This is a genomic window from Streptomyces sp. NPDC088553 (genome assembly GCF_044752965.1).
Lineage (GTDB): Bacteria > Actinomycetota > Actinomycetes > Streptomycetales > Streptomycetaceae > Streptomyces.
In genome coordinates this window covers 152,952-171,610 of sequence record NZ_JBIVMG010000013.1, presented here as the reverse complement: position 1 = coordinate 171,610, position 18,659 = coordinate 152,952, and the positions used below count along the sequence as shown (strand labels likewise).

11 protein-coding genes and 2 pseudogenes are annotated in these 18,659 nt (G+C 67.8%); 7 read left to right on the top strand and 6 right to left on the bottom strand.

The window, feature by feature from the left end; all coding sequences use genetic code 11:
- Positions 1 to 123 precede the first annotated feature (123 nt).
- A complete protein-coding gene (locus tag ACIP8Z_RS34025; RefSeq protein ID WP_402090292.1) occupies positions 124 to 1,260 on the bottom strand; it encodes a PI-PLC domain-containing protein in 1,137 nt (378 codons plus the stop codon).
- 263 nt (positions 1,261 to 1,523) lie between these two features.
- On the opposite strand from ACIP8Z_RS34025, the gene ACIP8Z_RS34020 reads away from it, so the two are divergent.
- Both ACIP8Z_RS34020 and ACIP8Z_RS34015 read left to right on the top strand, forming a co-directional pair.
- A complete protein-coding gene (locus tag ACIP8Z_RS34020) occupies positions 1,524 to 2,525 on the top strand; it encodes an MDR family NADP-dependent oxidoreductase (RefSeq protein ID WP_402090290.1) in 1,002 nt (333 codons plus the stop codon).
- Between the two features lie 38 nt (positions 2,526 to 2,563).
- Positions 2,564 to 2,932, top strand: coding sequence for a MerR family transcriptional regulator (locus ACIP8Z_RS34015; protein ID WP_402090288.1), 369 nt, complete (start codon positions 2,564 to 2,566; stop codon positions 2,930 to 2,932).
- Between the two features lie 170 nt (positions 2,933 to 3,102).
- On the opposite strand, the gene ACIP8Z_RS34010 is transcribed toward ACIP8Z_RS34015, so the two are convergent.
- The gene (locus ACIP8Z_RS34010) at positions 3,103 to 4,158 is read right to left on the bottom strand and encodes a hypothetical protein (protein ID WP_402090286.1); all 1,056 of its coding nucleotides are present in this window, start codon (positions 4,156 to 4,158) and stop codon (positions 3,103 to 3,105) included.
- A 116-nt stretch (positions 4,159 to 4,274) separates the two neighbouring features.
- Here ACIP8Z_RS34010 and ACIP8Z_RS34005 point away from each other — a divergent pair, with 116 nt between their 5' ends.
- A complete protein-coding gene (locus ACIP8Z_RS34005) occupies positions 4,275 to 5,351 on the top strand; it encodes a hypothetical protein (protein WP_402090284.1) in 1,077 nt (358 codons plus the stop codon).
- 188 nt (positions 5,352 to 5,539) lie between these two features.
- Here ACIP8Z_RS34005 and ACIP8Z_RS34000 read toward each other — a convergent pair.
- Both ACIP8Z_RS34000 and ACIP8Z_RS33995 read right to left on the bottom strand, forming a co-directional pair.
- Positions 5,540 to 5,832, bottom strand: a pseudogene (locus tag ACIP8Z_RS34000) (transposase family protein); the annotation flags it as partial.
- A gap of 44 nt (positions 5,833 to 5,876) precedes the next feature.
- Positions 5,877 to 6,500, bottom strand: coding sequence for a hypothetical protein (locus ACIP8Z_RS33995; RefSeq protein WP_402090282.1), 624 nt, complete (start codon positions 6,498 to 6,500; stop codon positions 5,877 to 5,879).
- 302 nt (positions 6,501 to 6,802) lie between these two features.
- Here ACIP8Z_RS33995 and ACIP8Z_RS33990 point away from each other — a divergent pair, with 302 nt between their 5' ends.
- The 4 genes and pseudogenes from ACIP8Z_RS33990 to ACIP8Z_RS33975 all read left to right on the top strand — a co-directional run.
- Positions 6,803 to 7,384 carry a dihydrofolate reductase family protein gene (locus ACIP8Z_RS33990; protein WP_402090280.1) on the top strand — a complete coding sequence of 194 codons (582 nt, stop codon included), beginning with the start codon at positions 6,803 to 6,805 and terminating at the stop codon, positions 7,382 to 7,384.
- Between the two features lie 386 nt (positions 7,385 to 7,770).
- Positions 7,771 to 8,319: a hypothetical protein gene (locus ACIP8Z_RS33985; RefSeq protein ID WP_402090278.1), complete on the top strand. Its 549-nt coding sequence runs from the start codon at positions 7,771 to 7,773 to the stop codon at positions 8,317 to 8,319.
- 199 nt (positions 8,320 to 8,518) lie between these two features.
- Positions 8,519 to 8,734, top strand: a complete 216-nt coding sequence (locus tag ACIP8Z_RS33980; RefSeq protein ID WP_402090276.1) for a hypothetical protein — start codon at positions 8,519 to 8,521, stop codon at positions 8,732 to 8,734.
- Between the two features lie 124 nt (positions 8,735 to 8,858).
- A pseudogene (locus tag ACIP8Z_RS33975) lies at positions 8,859 to 9,860 on the top strand (sugar ABC transporter substrate-binding protein); the annotation flags it as partial.
- Between the two features lie 1,336 nt (positions 9,861 to 11,196).
- On the opposite strand, the gene ACIP8Z_RS33970 reads toward ACIP8Z_RS33975, so the two are convergent.
- Both ACIP8Z_RS33970 and ACIP8Z_RS33965 read right to left on the bottom strand, forming a co-directional pair.
- On the bottom strand, positions 11,197 to 11,664 hold the full coding sequence (locus ACIP8Z_RS33970; RefSeq protein WP_158710453.1) for a hypothetical protein: 468 nt from the start codon (positions 11,662 to 11,664) through the stop codon (positions 11,197 to 11,199).
- Positions 11,661 to 18,413, bottom strand: coding sequence for a polymorphic toxin-type HINT domain-containing protein (locus tag ACIP8Z_RS33965; RefSeq protein ID WP_402090274.1), 6,753 nt, complete (start codon positions 18,411 to 18,413; stop codon positions 11,661 to 11,663). The genes ACIP8Z_RS33970 and ACIP8Z_RS33965 overlap by 4 nt, the downstream gene beginning before the upstream one ends.
- Between the last annotated feature and the right edge of the window lie 246 nt (positions 18,414 to 18,659).

Below are 18,659 nucleotides of genomic sequence, written 5' to 3'. Positions count from 1 at the left end.
ACAGCGCAGGCCCCTGCCAAGCCCCGTCAGCGAGTGCGGGAAGGCGGGCACGCGGCACGGTGAGCGGCGGCCCGCCCCGCCCGTGCCGGGAGGAGCGGTTCGCCTGGATGTGCCGGCGGGGTCTCAGTCGCGGGCGTTGAGCTCCGTGACGATGGAAGCCGGCGTGTGCCCGCTGCTGTCGGACGTCCGGTGGAAGTCGACCGAGACGAAGTTCGGGTCGCGGCCGCCGGCCGCCGGGCGGCACTGATGGTCGATGCGGTCCCGAAGTTTGGCCCCGTTGTCGAGGGCCGCGTTGATGAGCGTGGGCACGTTCCGGTGGTGGCTCATGGTGAAAAGCCGCCGGAAGCCCGGTTCCTGACGGTCCAGCGGTACGTCGGGCCACCGGCTGACGCAGGAGAGGTCGTTGCCGAGGTCGCCGAGGCTCCAGAAGTTGCTGACGGTCCAGGCCTTGTCGTACATGACACCCAGGTGCTCACGGTCGGGCTCGTCGCTGAAGATCAGCAGGCGCTTCCCGGAGCCGACGAGGTCGGTCATCCTCGGCCACCCCTGCTGGCGCACGTTCCACGCGTCGGGCCGGAAGAGCAGCTGGTCGAGGCCGCGTACCCGGCCGAGCGAGTTCCCCAGCTGCTGGGCGCTGACATAGTCCTCCAGGAAGATGGTCACCACCTCCTGGGGATTCGCCGCGAGGAAGTCCACCACGGTCTGCACGCTGCTGTGGAAGGGCTGCCGGGGCAGCGCGTACGTGACCCCGGCGAAGGTCTTGCACTCGCCATGACAGAGGTGGACATCGCTCGGGTAGCAGTCGCTGCCGAAGCTGACGACGCAGAGCCACGTGCTGCGCTCGTACCAGTGGGTGTCCAGGCTCAGTCCGCGCACGCCGTTCTCGAGCTGGTGACGTATGGACTCGGACTGGGACACTGAACTCCAGCGTGAGTCCTCGTAGTTGGTGAACGAGTTGTGCGTCCCGAGGAAGGAGACCTGGTCGAGCCGTCGGTCGCCCCAGCGAGCCCGGGCCTGGGACACGGCGGAGCCGTTCGCCGTCGCGGCGACGGCAGAGGGGGCCGCGACGGATCGGGCGGGTGGGGGCGGTGCGGCACTGGCCAGGGCAGGCGTCCCGAGAAGACTCAGCAGCAGAAGGAGGACGAAGGAGAACCGGACGGGTCTCCTCAAGGCTGCGGCCCCGACCGAGCGCGGTCCGAACCGCGGGGCCTCGTAGAGACGGGCACTCCAAGATGGCATGTCCATGGTCGGCATCGGCATGGACGGAGCGTAGCGCCGGTGACGGCCGGGCACTACTGAACTACCGGCCAGTCACATGTACGGTGTACCGCCTCGTTCCGACGGGCGCAAGACTCCGGCCGCTGGTGGCCCAAGCCGTCGGCCGAGAGATCGGCGAACAGCGAGCCACCCCCCGCCGCGCCGCGAACCGGGCCGACCGAGCGCGATCGGCTCATCGCTGGCAATGCGAGGCCCGGAGCACAGGCCTTGCCCTTGACCCATGGGTCAAGGCTTAGCGTCCGGTCATGAACACGACTCATCACCTCGTACGCCTGGTCCGTCGCCCCGCGGGATTGCCGATCCCGGACGACTTCGCCCTCGAACAGGCACCCGTTCCCAAGCCCCAGGACGGCCAGGTACTCGTCCGCAACACCCATTTCCTGGTCTTTCCGGGCTTGCGCACGCTCTTCGGAGGCGAGACCCGTGATGTGCCGCTGCCGCCGCTGCGCCCTGGCGACACCCTCTTCGGGCCCGCGATCGGCGAGGTCGTCGACGGCCCGCTGAAGAAGGGGCAACTGGTCCTGCACCTTCAGGGCTGGCGGGAGTACGCCACGCCCGGCGCCGACGAGTGCAGGCCGTTGGAGGGCGTCCTGCCCGACCCGGTGGCCCACCTCGCCCAGGGCTCCGCAGCCTACGGCGCGCTGACCCGCCTGGCCGAGGTACGAGAAGGGAACACTGTGTTCGTGACGGGCGCCGCCGGCGCTGTGGGCAGCCTGGCGGGCCAGATCGCCCGGCTGTTGGGCGCCGCCCGAGTCATCGGCAGCACCGGCTCACCGGCAAAGGCCCGGCGACTGGAGCGGGAACTCGGTTACGACGCCGTGGTGCTGCGCGAAGGGGCCTCGATCGGCACTCAGCTCGCCGAGGCCGCACCGGAAGGCATCGACGTCGTCCTGGACACCGTGGGCGGCGAACAGTTGACGGCCGCCGTCCATGCGGCGAACCGAGGCGCCCGGTTCGCCCTCGTCGGCGCACTGGACGGTCAGCTGTCACCGGACCGCGCGGGCGGGAGTGCTCCGGCTGTGCTCGACACGTTCCGGTTGTTGACCAGGGGCATCAGGATCGCCGGCTACAACGGCGCGGATCATCCGGATGTCGAGGCGGAGTGGGAGGCCCGCTTCGGGGACTGGCTGCGGGCGGGCGACATCCGATTCCCGTACACCGCGGTCCATGGAATGGAGCACGCCCCGGAGGCGTTGCCCCGACTGATCGCCGGCCGCTCCTTCGGCGCGGCGATCGTGGAGCTGTAGGACACGGATCGTGGAGCTGTACGACACGGGGAGCGGGCATGCGGATCGGTGAAGCGGCGGCGGCGGCCGGCACCACCCCACGTGCTCTGCGTTTGTACGAGGCCCGCGGCTTGCTCCGGCCCCCGCCACGTACCCCGTCCGGCCAACGCGAGTACGGCCACGCCGATGTGGCACGCGTACGCGTCATCCGTAACCTGCTGGCTCTGGGCCTCACGCTGGAGGACCTTCGCCGGCGTGCCCACCGACTGGACCTCCTTGTCCAGGACCCCGCGGGGTCGTGTGGCAGTCGCCCAGGTGAGTTCAGCGGCGTCGTGGCCGATCGCCTGGCAGCCCTGGACGCCGAGATCGCACGCCTCACCCACCTACGGCAGAGCCTCGCCGCAGCGGCACGCGGGCCCGGGGAGTGAGAGAGCGCGCCGCAGGCGAAGCGGCGTGCGCACAACCTGCGGGGCTTCGCGATGCAGGTGACGGCGGTGCGGTTCCTCGGGCGCTCCATGTCGGCCCTGCGGCTTGCTCGGGCGTTGCATGCCCGGCCCTGCGGCAGGCGGTCGGGACGACAGGGGACCGGCCGAGGGCGCTACTCGGTGCCGCGGGCGTACTTGAGGGTGCCTCCGTTCACCCAGGCGATGTGCGCCGTGCCGGTCTGGTCGTACGCCAGGGACGGCCAAGCGGCTGTCGCCGTGTCGAGAGTCGTCACGTCCCACGTGTCGTTCGCGCTCCGCAGGGCGACGCGCAGGCCGCCGGCGTCCACGTACGCGACACGCAGGCGATGGGTCGGCGTGGCGGCCAACGAGGGTCGGGCACCGCGAGGTACGTCGCTCGCCACGATCTCTTTGCGTGCCGGGGGCTCGGCCCGGTCGCGGATCCACACGGCGATCTGCTTGTTCTCGACGTCGTAGTAGCTGATGGCGTCGCGGCCGACGAGTCCGGGGACCATGGAGGTGAACTCGCCACGGGCCGTGGTCCCGTCGAGGAGTTGCTTCGCCCACTCGAAATCGCCCCGTATCGCGAGCTTGGGGCGCTGGAAGGTGTCTGCGCGGTCGTCGAAGTAGGCGATGCCGATGATCTCGTCGGCATCGAACACGAGCGAGCTGTGCAGGCCCGCGTCATGAGGATCGCCGGGAAAATCTACTTCCTCCACATGCCCTTTCCACGTCAGTCGACCGTCCTCGGGCGTCTTCGCGACGTAGGCCAGCCTCGGGTGGAAGAGGTCGTGGTAGGAGAGGTGCGGGGTGTCCTTGAGTCCGGTGTCCAATCGGCCGGGATGCAGCCGCAGCGAGAAGTGCTGGGCGCCTCGCGGATGAATTCCGCCCTGGGTGGGTACTTCCTCGAATTTCCAAGTCCCGTTCTTCACACCGTAGACGAGATGATCGTTCTGCCGATCGCGGAAGGCGACATGGGGTTTCTCCTGGGAGTCCAGGGCAAGGCAGACGCGGTCGTCCCCGCCGGTGGTCTCCGCGTCGGGCGGCAGTTCTTCCTGGACCCAGCCTCCGCCGCTCTTGTGCGCATAGCGGATGCGACCTGTCGGACTGGTGTAGACGACGTGCGGAATGCCGGTCTTGGAGGCGAGGAGGGTGAGCTGCCCCTGCACCGAGGACGAGTCCACCGTCTCCGCTTGGAATGTGACAGCCATGTCTTCCACGCTAGGCCGCCGTGGGACATGGCGCCCGCCGACGAGAGACGCCGTCCCGACGGGGCTAGGCTGGAGAGGAGGAAGCCGCCAACAGCGCCCCGAGGGCGGGTGTTCCCATGGTTGAGAATTTCACCTTTGACATGGTGGATGATGTGGGGGGACTGGTAGGCAATATCTGCCTGGCTCTGGACCGTGATGGAATTCCCCACATTGCCTACAGGGCGCACCGGCCCGTGGGCAACATCATGCTGGCGAGCAAACGGTCCGCGGGATGGACGGTGGAGGACACGGGCGCCGTTTCGCCGCCCGAGGCGAATCGTGTTTCGTTCGGGATGGACTCTCTGGGGTGCCCCCACATCGCCTATCGAGACTCCTCCAGCGGCCACCTGGGTTACATGGTGAAGGCCGACGGGTCCTGGAACCGCGAGCACGTCCCGACTTCGGGAGGCCTTTTCCCGCAGTCCGTCATGGACGTCTCCATGCAGCTGCACCCCGGAAAGCACGACGAAAGCATGCGGGACACGCCGCACATCGCTTTCCGGGAAACCTTCTCCACGCAGGCCCTGTGCTACGCCACCAAGATCGACGGTACGTGGCGAGGCCATGTGAAGGTGCTCGACGACCTGCCGCTCCGCACCACCGGGCTCTTCAACTCGCTGGCGTTCAGCAACGGCGAAGGGCTGCGCATCGCCTACTTCGACGAGCTGGAGACGAACGAAGGCGTGGGACGACGGCAGCTCAAGCTGGCCGAGGTGTTCAACGACGAGTGGACCGACGGCGTCATCGACGAGGCGGGTTCGGCCGGACAGAACGCCTCCCTGGCCGGTCACGGCGAAGGTGACATCTGCGTCGTGTACTGGGACGGCGAGACGGGAGAGCTCAAGGCGTGGCTGAAGCCGTTCGCCTCCCCGGTTGTCAAAGAGGCGGTTGCCACCGGGCTCACGCGGAACACTTCCCCGTCCGCGGAGTTCAACTGGCGTTCGGAGCTGTGCGTCGCCTACGGCGACGGCCGGCTGAAGCTGGCCAAGCGGGCGATGCACGGAGACGCGGCCGGCAGGTGGAGCACGCAGACGGTCGACGCCGAAGGCGGTGCGTGGCCCTCCGTGGTCTGTGACAAGGACAGAACCCACCTGGCCTACATGAAGGACGGTCGGCTCTGGTACGCACTCGGGATACGGGACGACACGCCCTGACGGCAGGGTTCTGGCTCACTGCGCCGAGCGGATCCACCAACGGGTGATCCGTCATCTCCGTCATCTCCGTCATCACGGAGGTGGCCCTGTGCGAGATTTCAGCGGCGGTACGCGGCTGCCGCGATCTCGTTGAACGATCGGATCAACGGGTTGGTGTCACCCTCGTGCCACACCGCCACCACCCGGCACCGCTTGCGGGGCTGGAGCGCGAGCATCGGAGCGAGGTGGACGATGATTTGGTCCGCAGCCGTCTTCGACACCCCGAACAGCGGCGCGAGCTGCCGCATGGTGAGGTCGTGGGCCAGTAGGTCGCGACCAGCAGTGCCCGGTCCTCCAGCGGCAGGCTCCACGGCCGGCCCTTGCGGACCTCGTCCACGCCCTGATGCCGCAGAACCGTCACCAGCTTCCCGAAGGCGCGAGGGCTCAGCCCGGAGAACGGGGCTGTCCAGGGAGATTCCGACGCCGTGATCACACCTGCCATATCAAGGTCGTTTCATGGGTGATCGGCGGCCCGGCCCGCTCCTCTCAGCTGCCGCTCAGCGGAGACGTCCACACGGGGTCGTGGCGGGATCTCCTTGTGAGGTGGGCCAGAAGGTGTTCCGCCGCGATGGAAGCAGTGTCTTGCGGCGTGCCAGTCGCCGTCAGGGCGGCGATCAGCCTTGCTGATGCCGTTTCCTGCACGTCCGGGTCGGTGAGGAGGGGCAGCAGTAGCAGGAGGCGGGTGGCTGGGTCCTGGACGCCTTCGTCCGCAAGCGACGGATTGTCAGCGATCTGGGTCAGTTCGGACCAAGTCAGCCCAGCGCCCGAGAAGTCTCCGTCCCAGCTGGCGATCTGCTCGGCGTAGCTTCTTCCTGGATGGGTGATGAGGTAGTCGGTGCCGTAGTCGCCATCCAGATTGCGGTAGATCACCACGGCTCCAGGGCCGTCATCTGCCGGCACCCTGAAGACCGGCCAGCGATCAGGATCGAAGAGGGCCTCGGACAGGGCATCGACATCGGCGCCGTCCTCACCGAACCACTCCGGAACCGGGCGCTCGGCACACTCCCCGTCGCTGCACATCGCCAGGAGGTAGTTCGACCAGAAGCCCGGCTGGACCAGCAGCGACTCGCCCGGCAGCAACGGGCCGACTTCGTATCCCTTGATCAGCACCCCTCGATCCTGTCACCAGCCACTGACACGATCCGATCCGGGATCGGCAACGGGGCGCCGTCCAGGTGCGGGACAGCTCTCAGCCGGTGAGCCGGCTACTTCGACCAGGTCCGCTTCGGTCACGAGTTCGGGGCGTTCGCCGGGCTCACGCCGACCTGGTACGTCGAAGTCCGGCGGCGGTTCCCGCGCGAGCATCCCCGGCTGTGCGCTGGACGGCTGGCCGCTGCCGGCCGAGTGATTTCTTACGAGGGCTACAGCTCATGACACGTTAACTTGGGCACCCGAAAGCAGAGGAGAGCCTCGTGGGCAAGGTGGTCATGTACAGCTCGGTGTCGGTGGACGGCTTCGTCGCGGACCAGAATGACCAGCCCGGTCCGCTGTTCGACTGGTTGTCCAGTGGTGACGTCCCGTTGGATGAGAGCGGGGTGCTGAAGGTGTCGCAGGCGTCCTACGACTACACCCGGCCGTACTGGGATCAGATCGGAGTCACGATCGTCGGCCGTCACGTCTTCGACCTGACGGACGGCTGGGACGGGAAGCCGCCGGGCGGTATCGACCACGTGGTCGTCGTGACGCACCGGCCGATGCCCGAGGGCTGGGACCCCGAGGCGCCGTTTCACTTCGTCGACGGCGTCGAGGCGGCCATGGCCAAGGCGCAGGAGCTTGCGGGTGACCGCTTGGTCGAGGTCGCCGCCGGCGACGTCGGTGGCCAAGTGCTGGCCGCCGGCCTGGTCGACGAGGTGCGCATGGACGTCGTACCCGTCGTGTTCGGGTCCGGCAAGCGCTACTTCGGGTCGGTCCACGCGCAGCACCTGTTGGAGGACCCTGACGTGGTGATTCAGGGCAACCGGGTGCTTCACCTGCGCTATCGGGTGCGCCGTTGACCGATCTGAGCGGGTACGCGAAGAAGTGCACTGTGAACGGCCGGGACACAAGATCGGGCCTCAGGCTGCGTCTGCGGCTTCGAGCGGGCCGGGTGCCCGTGTCGGCGGAGGGAGTGTTGGGGGTTGTTTCCCGACTGACCCGATCGCGGCCCGTGTCGTGAGGCAGCCCTGTGGTCTGTGGGTTCGTTCGCCGTCTCAGCTCTGCGTCGGAACTCGTCAGCGCCGCTGACCGGCAGGCAGCAGGCGAATCGGTGCCGTCCCTGCCTCGGTGGGCCTGGGATCGCCCAACCAGGTGTCCTCCGTCCGGATCGTCCGTGGGACGGGTGAGGCAAGTGGGGGAAGGGCTGACGGGGTATCCGAGCGCTGCCGAGTTGAGGAGACCGAGTATGGCCCGCACCCTCGCCGTGATCATGGTCGGCGCCACCGCGCTCGCCCTCCCCGGGCCCGGGCCCGAGCTGGGCAGGGCGGCGGCGGACATGGCGGTCACCTATCGGGTGACCGCTCCGTACCAGCAGCACGCGAACGGTGTGCGGGCCGGTTACAGGCCCGATCAGTACTGCGTCTTCGACCGGGCGGGTGGCACGGGCGCGCTCGGCTACCCTCATTTCAACCACGCGCACGACAACTCTACGGACCCTGCGCAGCCCACCGCGCTCTTCTACGAGGACGACGGGAAGGGCGGCAAGCGGCTCGTCGGAGTGGAGTGGCTGGTGTACGACCGCGACCAGAACCTGAAGACGGACGATGACCGGCCGAGTATGTTCGGCGTGCCGTTCAAGGGCCCCAACCGTGGCAACTTCCCCGGCCAGCCCGTCCACTACGCCCTGCATCTCTGGTTGTGGAAGAAGAACCCCAGGGGTCAGTTCACCACGTACAACCCGGCGGTCACCTGCCTGCCGGGGACGACCCGCCCGCAGCCGCGCCCGTCTCCGTGACGTCGGTCCGTCGTCCGAAACCCGAGCCGGACCGGGTCCTCATCCGAGCCGAGCAGGGCCCGCCACTCAGCAGTCACAGGCCTCGACCGCGGCGCGCACGTCGTCGTGACGGTCGCGGTCGGAGGATTCCGTTCACAGACCGCGGTGGTCGCTTCTACCCGCGTCACATGATGACGGGTGAGGACGTGTTGACCGGGAAGTGACCGCGCACCTCGCCCTGACCGTGAGCGAGGAGGTCACCTACGAGTTCACCGTCGAGGTCCAGCTTCCCGCGTACATCGTCAACAACCCGAACGCCCTGCGCGACTACCTCGCCGACAACGAGGACCTCTGGCTCGACGACCTCGACCCCCTGAGCGGCGTCACCATCAACGAGCGCAGCCTGGACGACGTCGAACTCACCCTCGCCGCCTAGACCCCCGAGAGCCGACACGCGGGCGCCGAGGGCGCCCAGGAAGGGCAAGAACGCATGCCGGAGTACAGCGTCACCTGGACGATCGAGATCGGCGCCGACACGCCCGTACACGCCGCCTACGAAGCTCTCACTCGCCGCCTGCGGCCAGGCCGGCGGCGACGAAACCGGTGACAAGGGCAGCTCGACCAAGATCGGGCTCCTCCTTCCGGAGAACAAGACCGCCCGGTACGAGGCGCTGGACAGACCGCAGTTCGAGGAGGCCGTCAAGGGCGCCTGCCTCACCTGCGAGGTCGTGTACAACAACGCGGTCTCCGACGTGGTCAAGCAGAAGCAGCAGTTCGACCAGCTGGTCGCCGACGGCGTGCGGGTCATCGCACTCGGCCCGGTCGACGCGACCAAGGCCGCCGGCTGGGTCAGGGAGGCCCAGGGCAAGGGCGTCAAGGTCGTCGCGTACGACCGCATGATCGAGGGCGCGGACGCCTACGTCAGCCACGACAACAACAAGGTGGGCGAGCTCCAGGGCGAGGCCCTGCTCGCTGCCCTCGGCGGCAAGGCGGCCTCCGCCAACGTCGTAATGATCAACGGCGACGAGAAGGACCCGAACGCCGGTCTCTTCAAGCAGGGCGCACACACCGCCCTCGACGGCAAGATCGCCTACGAGGCGTCCGGCGAGTGGGACCCGAAGATCGCCGGCGAGAAGATGTCCGCCGCGATCTCCTCGGTCGGCAAGAACAAGATCGGCGCGGTCTACTCGGCCAACGACGGCATGGCCGGCGGCATCGTCACCTCCCTGGAGAACGCCGGCATCAAGGGCATCCCGGTCGGCGGCCAGGACGCCGAGATCGCGGGCATCCAGCGCATCATCGCCGGCACCCAGACCTTCACCATCTACAAGAGCCCCCTGCAGCTCGCCCCCAAGGCCGCCGCGTTCGCGGTCGATCTGCTGATGGATGTGCCGCTCCGCGCCAAGAGCGAAACCAACGGCGTCCCGTCGAACCTCCTCGACCCGGTGGTCGTCGACAAGAAGAACATCCAGTCCACCGTCATCGAGGAGGGCATCTACACGGCCGCCGAGATCTGCACCCCAGAACTCGCCGACGAATGCACCAAGCTGAGCCTCAAGTAACCTTCGGCCCATACCAGGATAAACCGGGCTGTCCGCCCCGCCGAGGTGTCCACCGCCCCGGCGCTCTCCGCCCCCTTCCCGGTCCCGGGGGTCGGCCGCGGCCATGCTCCTTGTAAAAGAGGTGAAGTCTCAACACGGCGGCGGCTGCCTAGGTTTCAGGCGAGAGCACCTGCCGGCGGGCTTCGCCATCACGTGTTGCCCGGGGAACGCGTGATGTGAGTGAAGGGCAGGAGCACCTGAGGCAGCCGGGGCTCGATCGTCCGTGCGGAGCCCACCCCGTTCGCTTCAGGTGACGTCGTGTCGATCAGAAGACCGAAGCCGCGTGGGCGCCCGAAGGCCGTCCGCGCTCATCGATGGCGGCCTCACAGGCACCTTGTGGTGCGGCGAATCCGCGGCGTCACCGCGAGGGCTCACGCAGCTGTCCGTCGTGCCAAGATGAGCGGATATCGTTCGAGCACGGACATACGGTTCTTCCACTGCCCTTCGAGAATCTCCTGGCGCTTGCCGGCACGGGAGAACCCGCAGGGCTGTGTTGTGGCTAATGCCGAGCGCCAAGGCAGGACCGCATGCCGTCCCGCGGCGGTCGCCGCACGTGAATGGTGGCGTGCTGGACACGGGAGCGCTCGTTGGGGGACGGCGGTTTCCGCGACCTGAACGGCCTGCCGTGTCCCCCAGCCCGGCTGAGGCGCTTTCTGCGAGGAAAGGCGCACGACCCCGGCATACGATTCGACACCGGGCCGCCGCGCCGGGCACTCGGCCAGGCCCGACGCGTCCCCATCGACACCGACTGCTCGCGGCGTCACCCCCTCAGGCTCAGATAGCGCATGGATCAGGCGCAATGGCGTACTCCGCCTGATGTACGTCCCGAGAAAGGGGCCAAGCGGGCGCAGGCTCGGCCTGCCCGGGTAATGCCGATCACCGGCAGGGTGGAACGCAGCCGCGCGGTGGGCTGGCCACGCCGCCCAGGTCGTAGTCTGCGTGGAGCAGCGGCAGAGGGACCTTCGTATCGCCGTCGACATGGGCGGCGGAGGAGTCGCTAAGGATGCGCCTCGATGAGGACGGACCGCCACGCGTTGTTGCGCTTGGTCGTCCGTCTCGATGCGATACCGGAAGCACCCCTTCGGCAAATTCTCAACCTCAACCCAGGAATTTGGCCGTCAGTCAAGGAGGGCGAGGGCGACCTCGTCGCCGAGTAGTCGCGTCGGGCAGAAGACCCTCAAAGGAATCCCCCGGCACGCGTCCACGCGCGCCGGGGGATTCCTTGTTCAACCCTTTAGCCGAACTTGATCGCCAACCTCAGGGGAGGTTCTCGGCGAGCGCCACCCCAGAGTCGAGTTCACCTTTCTGCGCGAAGAAACCTCTCGAGGCCCCGGACGCGGGCCTTCATGTCCCCCCGGTCGAGACCGGCCGCATCTAGGTGAATGAGGATCACCGCGCTTTCGCGGCACTCAGGAAAGGTCTTCAGGTATTCCCGAATGCACGCATCCAAGGTCGTGAACATGTGGTCCTCGACCTCTGGATCTGTTGCGCCAACCCCTGACGTCCTGCCTGGTCCCGGAGGTGTAGCCAGGATGATCTCCGGCACGTCACCGTCAGTGGTGTTGAGCAGAACCTGGGCCAGCCCAGCCTCGGGGATCCCCCCATACTGCTCATGAGCCAGAGGCCACCACACCACTGCGGCATCGCAGCCAGCACCCGTATCAGGCACGATGCCGACCCTGAACTCCAGGCAGTCATAGCTCGCTAGCGCTGCCCGACAGACATCGACGGTCCCCTTGGTCGCTGACGCGATGACATATTTCATGGGCACCCAACAGCCTTGCTCATTCCCGTCATGATTCGGGGCCTGCCCAGCTTTGAAAGCACATCGTCCTCCAGAGCCACTCCCCCATCGACCACATCCGACGTGTGCGGCATGATCGATTTGGTTGGAATATCAGCCTTCTTGATGATCGTACGAATCATCGTATAGGGGCCGTCCTTCTCACCTCGGAGAGAATATGCCCGTCGCGCGAACTCGGCCGCACCGTGCTCCGTGTACGAGAAGTACTTCACCCCTTGGGTGCTCCTGAAAGAGCGATTGCTCTGAATGTCAGCCAGCTCCGCTGCAGTGACTCCACGCCACAGATAGATCTCGCCAGGACCGGGTCCGCTCTGATTGTGAACAAGGACCGGAGTCGCGCCCACCAGCACGTAATACGTATGGATGCGACTGACTGTCAGATCAAACGTCCGCTGCTGCTTCGTGTAATGCCGGACCGCTGTGGCCTCGACGGCCGAGCCGTTCGACGCACGCAGAGTCGTGCCGGCGGTGATCTCACCGGCGTCGATCCACTTCTTCAGGCTGACCGACCAGAACGGGTGGGTGTCCGTGGCGATGATCTTCGCCTTGGTCGCACCCGCCTTCACCGTGAGCTCGGTGAAGGCCTTGTCGTCCTCCGTGACGATGACGTCGAGGATCTCCTCGCCGCGGGTTTCTCCCGTGTCCGGGTCCGTGGCCAGCACGGTGTCTCCGACCGCGATGTCCTCGATGTTCTTCGACGTGCCGTCGGCCAGCAGGACCTTCGTGCCCGGGAGGAAGCTGTGCTTCCCGACCGGACAGGTCTTGCCCACGGTCTCGGCGACTTCCTCCGTTCGTTCCGCGGCCTTCTCGCCCTTCGCGAGCTTGGCGATCGCCTTGAGTCCCTTGACGGGCTTCAGGAAGGGAATGTCGGTCGCCGCCCAGCCGCACTGGGACCACGGGCCGTCGCCGATGCAGTCGGACCAGGCCTCGACGTCGGGGAGGATGAGGCTGCCGATGACCGGGCCGATGTACCGCTCGTAGAACGTCACCGGCGGAGGCGGGTTGTCGATGAACTTCATCTGCGTCGCGCGTCCGCGTCCCTTCGACGTGGCGCGGTCCGACCAGATGACCTGGTTCGCGGTGAAGGTCGAGATGTTCTGCTTGTAGCGGTAGCTCCAGCCACCGTAGTTGTCCACGAACCAGCCGCTACCGGTGGAGCCGTTGTAGTGGCCCGCCCCGGTCGTCTCCCGCTTGTCGTTGTAGTCGGCGCCGCCGACCGGGCCGTCGGGGCGGAGGCCCGTCGGGTCGCTGAACGAGACGGGGTTGTTGTTGCCGTAGCTGTAACCCTGCGACTGCTGCGGGTCGTTCAGGTCCAGGATCGGGTCGACGCTGATGAAGCGGCCGATGACCGGGTCGTACTCTCGGGCGCCCAGGTGGGTGAGCGAGGTGTCCGGGTCCTTGGTGCCGCCGACGAAGCCCTTGTCGCCGATCCAGTTCGTCGGCTGGGTGCCGCGCGGGCCGCCGAAGAGGGTGGTCTTGCGGCGGGTGATCGCCTGGCCGGCGTCGTTGCTGATCTGGGTGCTGCCGGTGCCGTGGTGGTCGGCGAGCAGGAAGGTGAGCTTCCCTCCCTTGTACATGGCGCCGCCGCCGTAGTACCGGGTGCCCGTGACCTTGCCGGCCTTGTCCTTGTGGAGCTCGTTGCCGCCGGGCAGGTACAGGGTCGTGCCGGTGGAGTCGCGGCGGATCAGCCGCTGTCCGTCGGTGTCGTAGAGGTAGCCGGTGGTGTCGGTGACCTTGGTCGTGGACTTGAGGTGGCCCTCGTCGTCCCAGACCAACGTCTCCAGGTCGGCGTTGCCGATCTTCCGGGTCTCGGTGTTGCCGGCGGCGTCGTAGGTGTACGTCTCCGTGCGCGGGTCGGCGCCGGTCTGTGTCACCGACGGCAGGTTGTGCGTGCCGGCCTTGGGTGCGGCGTAGTCGCGGGTGATGTCCGCGGTGGGTCCCGAGGTGGTCTTGTGCTGGACCTCGGTGTCACGGTTGCCGACGGCGTCGTAGGTGAAGCTGGTCCAGTAGGCGTCCGGTCCGCCGACGACGCTGTCGGACGGGGCGGAGGCGCAGGTCGTGCCCGTGTTGGTCCAGGCCTCGGTGATCCGGCGCAGGGCGTCCAGCTGGACGCACTGGGTGTCCGTGGTGCGGGCCGCGTCCTGGCCGTAGCCGGTGGCGATGCGGGTGATGTTGCCGGCCGGGTCGTAGGTGTAGGAGGTGTCCTCCACCCGCTGCGGCGCGGTGTCGCGGTCGGTGAACGCGCTGGTGACCTGACCGGTGTGCTCGTCGTACTGGGTGGTGGTCCACACGTGGCGGCCGAACTCGCCGTACTCGGCGCGGATCGGACGGCCGTAGTGGTCGTAGGTCATGTCCGAGACGAGCGCGGCGCTGCTCGTGTCGGTGACCGTGCCGACCGTGTCGAGCAGTCCCGTCACCGCGGTGTAGCCGTTGCTGACGAGCTCGTAGGGCAGATCGGCCATCTCCGGGTGCTCGACGTCCTGCACCGCACCGGTGTTGGCGTTGTACGAGGTGTACCACTCGTACGTGCCGGCGAGACCGGTCTCCGACGCCGGGACCGTGACCCTGGTGATCGACGGCTGGTAGGCGTTGTTGTATTCGGCGGCTTCGGCGACGAAGGCGTTGCCGGCGTCGTCGTAGCGAGTGGCCTTCCAGGGCTGGCCCTTGGCTCCGGTCGGGTCGTAGCTCCAGGCCGCGAGGAGCTTGGTGCCCTTCTTGAGTGCCGTGCGGCGGCCGAGGTCGTCGTAGTCCGTGTGCAGGGTGATCAGGCGGGCGTCGGTGACGTCGGTCGGCCGGTCGGCCTTGTCGTAGGCCGTGACGGCCTTGCCCTTGTCGGGGTCGACGGCCAGGGTCTGGCGGCCGCGCGTGTCGTACCCGTACGTCCAGTCGACGCCGGACGGGTCGGTCACCTTGGCCAGTCGGCCCTTGTCGTCGTACGTGTAGTGGGTGGACTGGGCCGAAGTCCGGGCCGCGTCGGTGTACTGCTTCAGCTCGACGGTGCGGTTGAGCGCGTCGACGACGGTCGTCGTGGCGATGCCGCCGGCCGGCGGGACGACCGTGGTCGTGTCACCGGTGTAGGTGTAGGTGGTCTTCTTGGTCGGATCGGTGTACCGCTTGGCGGTGACCGTGGTGGGCCGTCCGAGACCGTCGAACTCCGTCTCGGTCGACGACGGGTACTGCGTCTGCTGCCCGGTGACGAGAACCGGCTCGGGTGCGCCGGTCGCGAAGTAGGTGCCGGAGTTGACGATCGCCTCGCCGCGGGTGTTGTAGAACACCTCGGTGATCAGGCGGCCGGCCCGGTCCGGGGACTCCTCCTGCGTCTGGAGCGCCCTGAGCAGGCCGTCCTGGAACGCGTAGCTCGTGCGGTACTGGTTGTCGTGGGTGAGGGTCTTCGTCGTGACGACGACCGGCCCGTTGTTCCGCAGCAGGTACTCGTACTGGAAGTTCGGCGCCGTCGGGTAGGTCGCCTGGGCCCTGCCGGGCAGCCACGCCTTGGTCACCCGGCCCAACGGGTCGTAGGCGGACGTGGTGACCTTGCCGTTGGTGTCGGTGACCTTCGTGGGCAGCGCGCGCCGTGCCGAGAGCACGGTGGTGATCGTGTGCCCGAGCGGGTTGGTGACGACGGTGCTGGTCGGGACTTCACCGGTGGCGGGGGTGAAGCTGGAACGGCTCACCTTGCCGTAGGCGTCGGCCTCGGCCAGCTGGCGGCCGTAGATGTCGTAGCAGAGCTGAGTGCTTCCGGTGCCGCAGACGCTCGGGGTGGAGGACGTGACGTCGTATCCGGTGCCCGTGCCGTTGATCTGCTCGGACTTGGTCACGAGGCCCTTGGTGGGTGCCGCGTGCAGGGCAAGGCCGTCGTAGTAGGTCCGGACGTCGTCGATCACGTCCGCGGGACGCGACACGGTCTCGCCACAGGCGACGGCGACGGTCTCACTGCGGGAGACCTTGTCCAGGATCGTCGAGGTGCCGGTGCGGGCGTACGTCGTGGTGGTGCACTTCTCGTCACCGGTCTTGTCGACGTCGCCTTCCTCGGAGAGCGTCGTCACCAGGCCGTAGGAGTCGAAGCCCTTGACCGACCGCGTGGTGCGTTCGCCGCCGGTGACCTTGACCCGTGTCTCCTCCGTCTGCGTGCCCGTGAAGTACGCCTCAAGGGCGGGCAGTCCGGTGCGGGCACGGGCCGCCGTCACGGCCGAGCGCCACGGGACGTATGACGAGGCGCTGACGAGCGGTCCGCCGTCGCCGTCGTACGTGGCCTTGTCGCGGAGCATGCCGGCGAACTGCTCACGGTCGGTCACGGCGACGCCGGCGGAGTTCTTGACCTGGGCGCCGTCGATGCCGCGGAAGTAGCGGGCCTCGGAGAGGGTCTTCTTGTCGAAGCCGGCGCCGGTGCGGGTCTGGACGAGGTGGTAGCCGCGGGGCATCGAGTACGTGCGGTTCTCCGCCTTGGTGAACTCGTCCTCGCTCTTGGCCCATTCGGCGCCGCCGACGTAGGCGTACTCGGTGACGACGTCCGGCGTGCCGGCGATGTTGTCGCCCTCGATGACCCGCTGGACGGGATAGGTGTTGAACCAGTCGTGCTCGGGGTCGGGGCCGTCGATGACCGTCTTGACGGTGTAGCAGCGCGTGCCGTTGGTGTCGTCCGTGGGGGGCAGGGAGGTCGCGGTGCAGTCGGGGTCGTAGTAGTCGACGCCGACGGTGCCGCCGGACTCCGTGGTGATCTGCGACATCCGCATGCGGATGAACGGGGCCAGGCCGTCGCCGAGCTTGTCGACACGGTTGGGCTTCTGCACCGGCACGAACGTGATCATCGGCACGTCGGCGACGGCCGCGCCGTCGGTGGCGGTGCGCTTGATGCCGTGCAGCCACATCGGGGTGGAGATGCCGTCACCCGACGGGGGGAACGTCTGCGTCAGATGCCAGGAGTCGACGGCCGTGTAGGCGCCGCCGGTCAGGACCTGCGTGGAGATGTCCGTCAGCCGCATGCTCGACCAGAAACTGGGCGAGTACTGCCCCTTGCACTCCGTCGCGCTGTCCTTGCAGTACAGGTCGAGCGGGGTGTCGGGCCAGTTCAGCGCCTGGGCGACGTCGAACGTGCAGTTCGCGTCACAGCGGGCCTTGGAGGTGAAGGTCACCTTGCCCATGGCCTTGGCCGCGTAGGGCGCGGAGTCGCGCAGGCCGTACTCGATACGGTCGAGGTAGCCGCCGCGGTCGTAGGGGGTCTTCGTCGACGCGCCGGTGGTGGCGTTGACGTTGCGGCCGTAGTTGTTGCTCTCCTGCTTCCAGAAGTAGGCCATCGCGTTGCCGCTCGGGTCCACCACGTAGTCCAGGTTCCAGCGCCAGGCCTGCTGGCACCAGGAGGTCGCGAAGGAGGAGGTGGCGCACGGCTCACCGCTGTGGTTGCCGAAGACCGGGGTGGTCAGGACCGAATCGGTCACCGGGTTGCCCGTGGCCCATCCGGGAAGCTTGTGCCTGCCGAAGAAGTACTGGGTGCCGTCGAGCGTCGTCACCTTCCAGTACTCACCCGCACCCGCGACCGTACCCGTGCCCGCGTCACCGTTGTCGGCACCGCTGAGCTTCTCGATCCTCTCGCCGCCGTCGGACGTGGGGTGCCAGCCCTTGACCGGATCCAGGACCAGCTCGGTGGTCTTCCCGCCGAGCGAGAGCGTGGCGTTGTCGCTGAACCAGCACTGGTCGCCGACCTTGGTGGTGTTGGTACCACCGTCCTTGTCGTCCTCACAGGACTTGTAGCGGCGCTCGATGTAGCCGGGCTCGTAACCCCAGCCGTCACCGATCCACCCGGCCTGGTTGTTCGACGCCGACGTACGCCCGTCGACAGCCTGCGAACTGTAGCCGAGCGTGACGCCGGGCTTCAGGCCACCGGGGACGGTCGGGACTCCGACCGGGTAGCTCCAGGTGAAGCCTCCCGTCGAGCCGCCGGCACTCCACGCACCGGACGGTTCGAGCGAGGTCGCCGAGAACGAACCGCTGGAACCCGAGGGACCGGCCGTCGCCGCGAGGACCGTCATGCCGGACGCCGCTGCCGCCGCCGGGGCCGATGCGGTGGTGGCCGCGCGGGCTCCCGCCGACACCGGAGCCACCGCTGTGAGCGTACTGTCGGCCGTGTCGTTGGTCGTCGCGAGCGGCTTCGCCACCCGACAACCGGCCTTCTCCGGAGTCGTGAGCGCGCAGGACGGCAGCTGGACCAGCCGCAGTCGCGCCGCCCAGTCACCGCCGTAGGCGTTCTTGAAGGCCGCGTAGTCGACGCTGACGCGCGCCCGACCGGCAGAACTCACACCGTCAGCCCTGCCGACAGTGAGCAACAGCCCCTCGACACCCGCCTTCTCAGCGGCGGCACGGGACTCCACGGAGATCCTCGCCCGGGTCACGGCCGGTGCGCCGACGCCATCGCGGGCGCCCTCCGCCGTGTCGGCGACGGCGGTCACCGAGACCGGCAGTTCACGCGCCACACCCGCGGCACGGCCCAGCGGCGTCCGCCCCGCCGAGACGCTCACCGTCTGCACGCCAGGCTGCGGCCACGCCGCACGGACGGGCGCCTTGACGATGCTGACGTCCGGACGCTTGGCTCCCCCCGCGCGAAGCGGTTCGACCGGTACCGGCTTCGGCTGCTTCAGACCGGGCAGCGAGGTGCTGATGCCCGGGTCCTGTTCTGTGAGTGCGACGGAGGTGGCCGGCAGCAGTCCCACTGCCATCACCGCGGACAATGCCACGGCCCACCCTCGCGTACGGAAATTACCCACTTACTCCCACCCCTTGCAATCCAATAAATCCGGGAGGGAGCGTAACAGGGGGCACTCTCATGCAATCAGAATCGGAGATTATTTCCCATTGAATGCAACTGGCACCGCAAGGTTCCGATGAGCCCTGTTACCGCACAGCTGTCCCACAGAGTCCCAGGTCGGGGCCGATCGGCACATGGCATCCGAACCCTCCCGAGT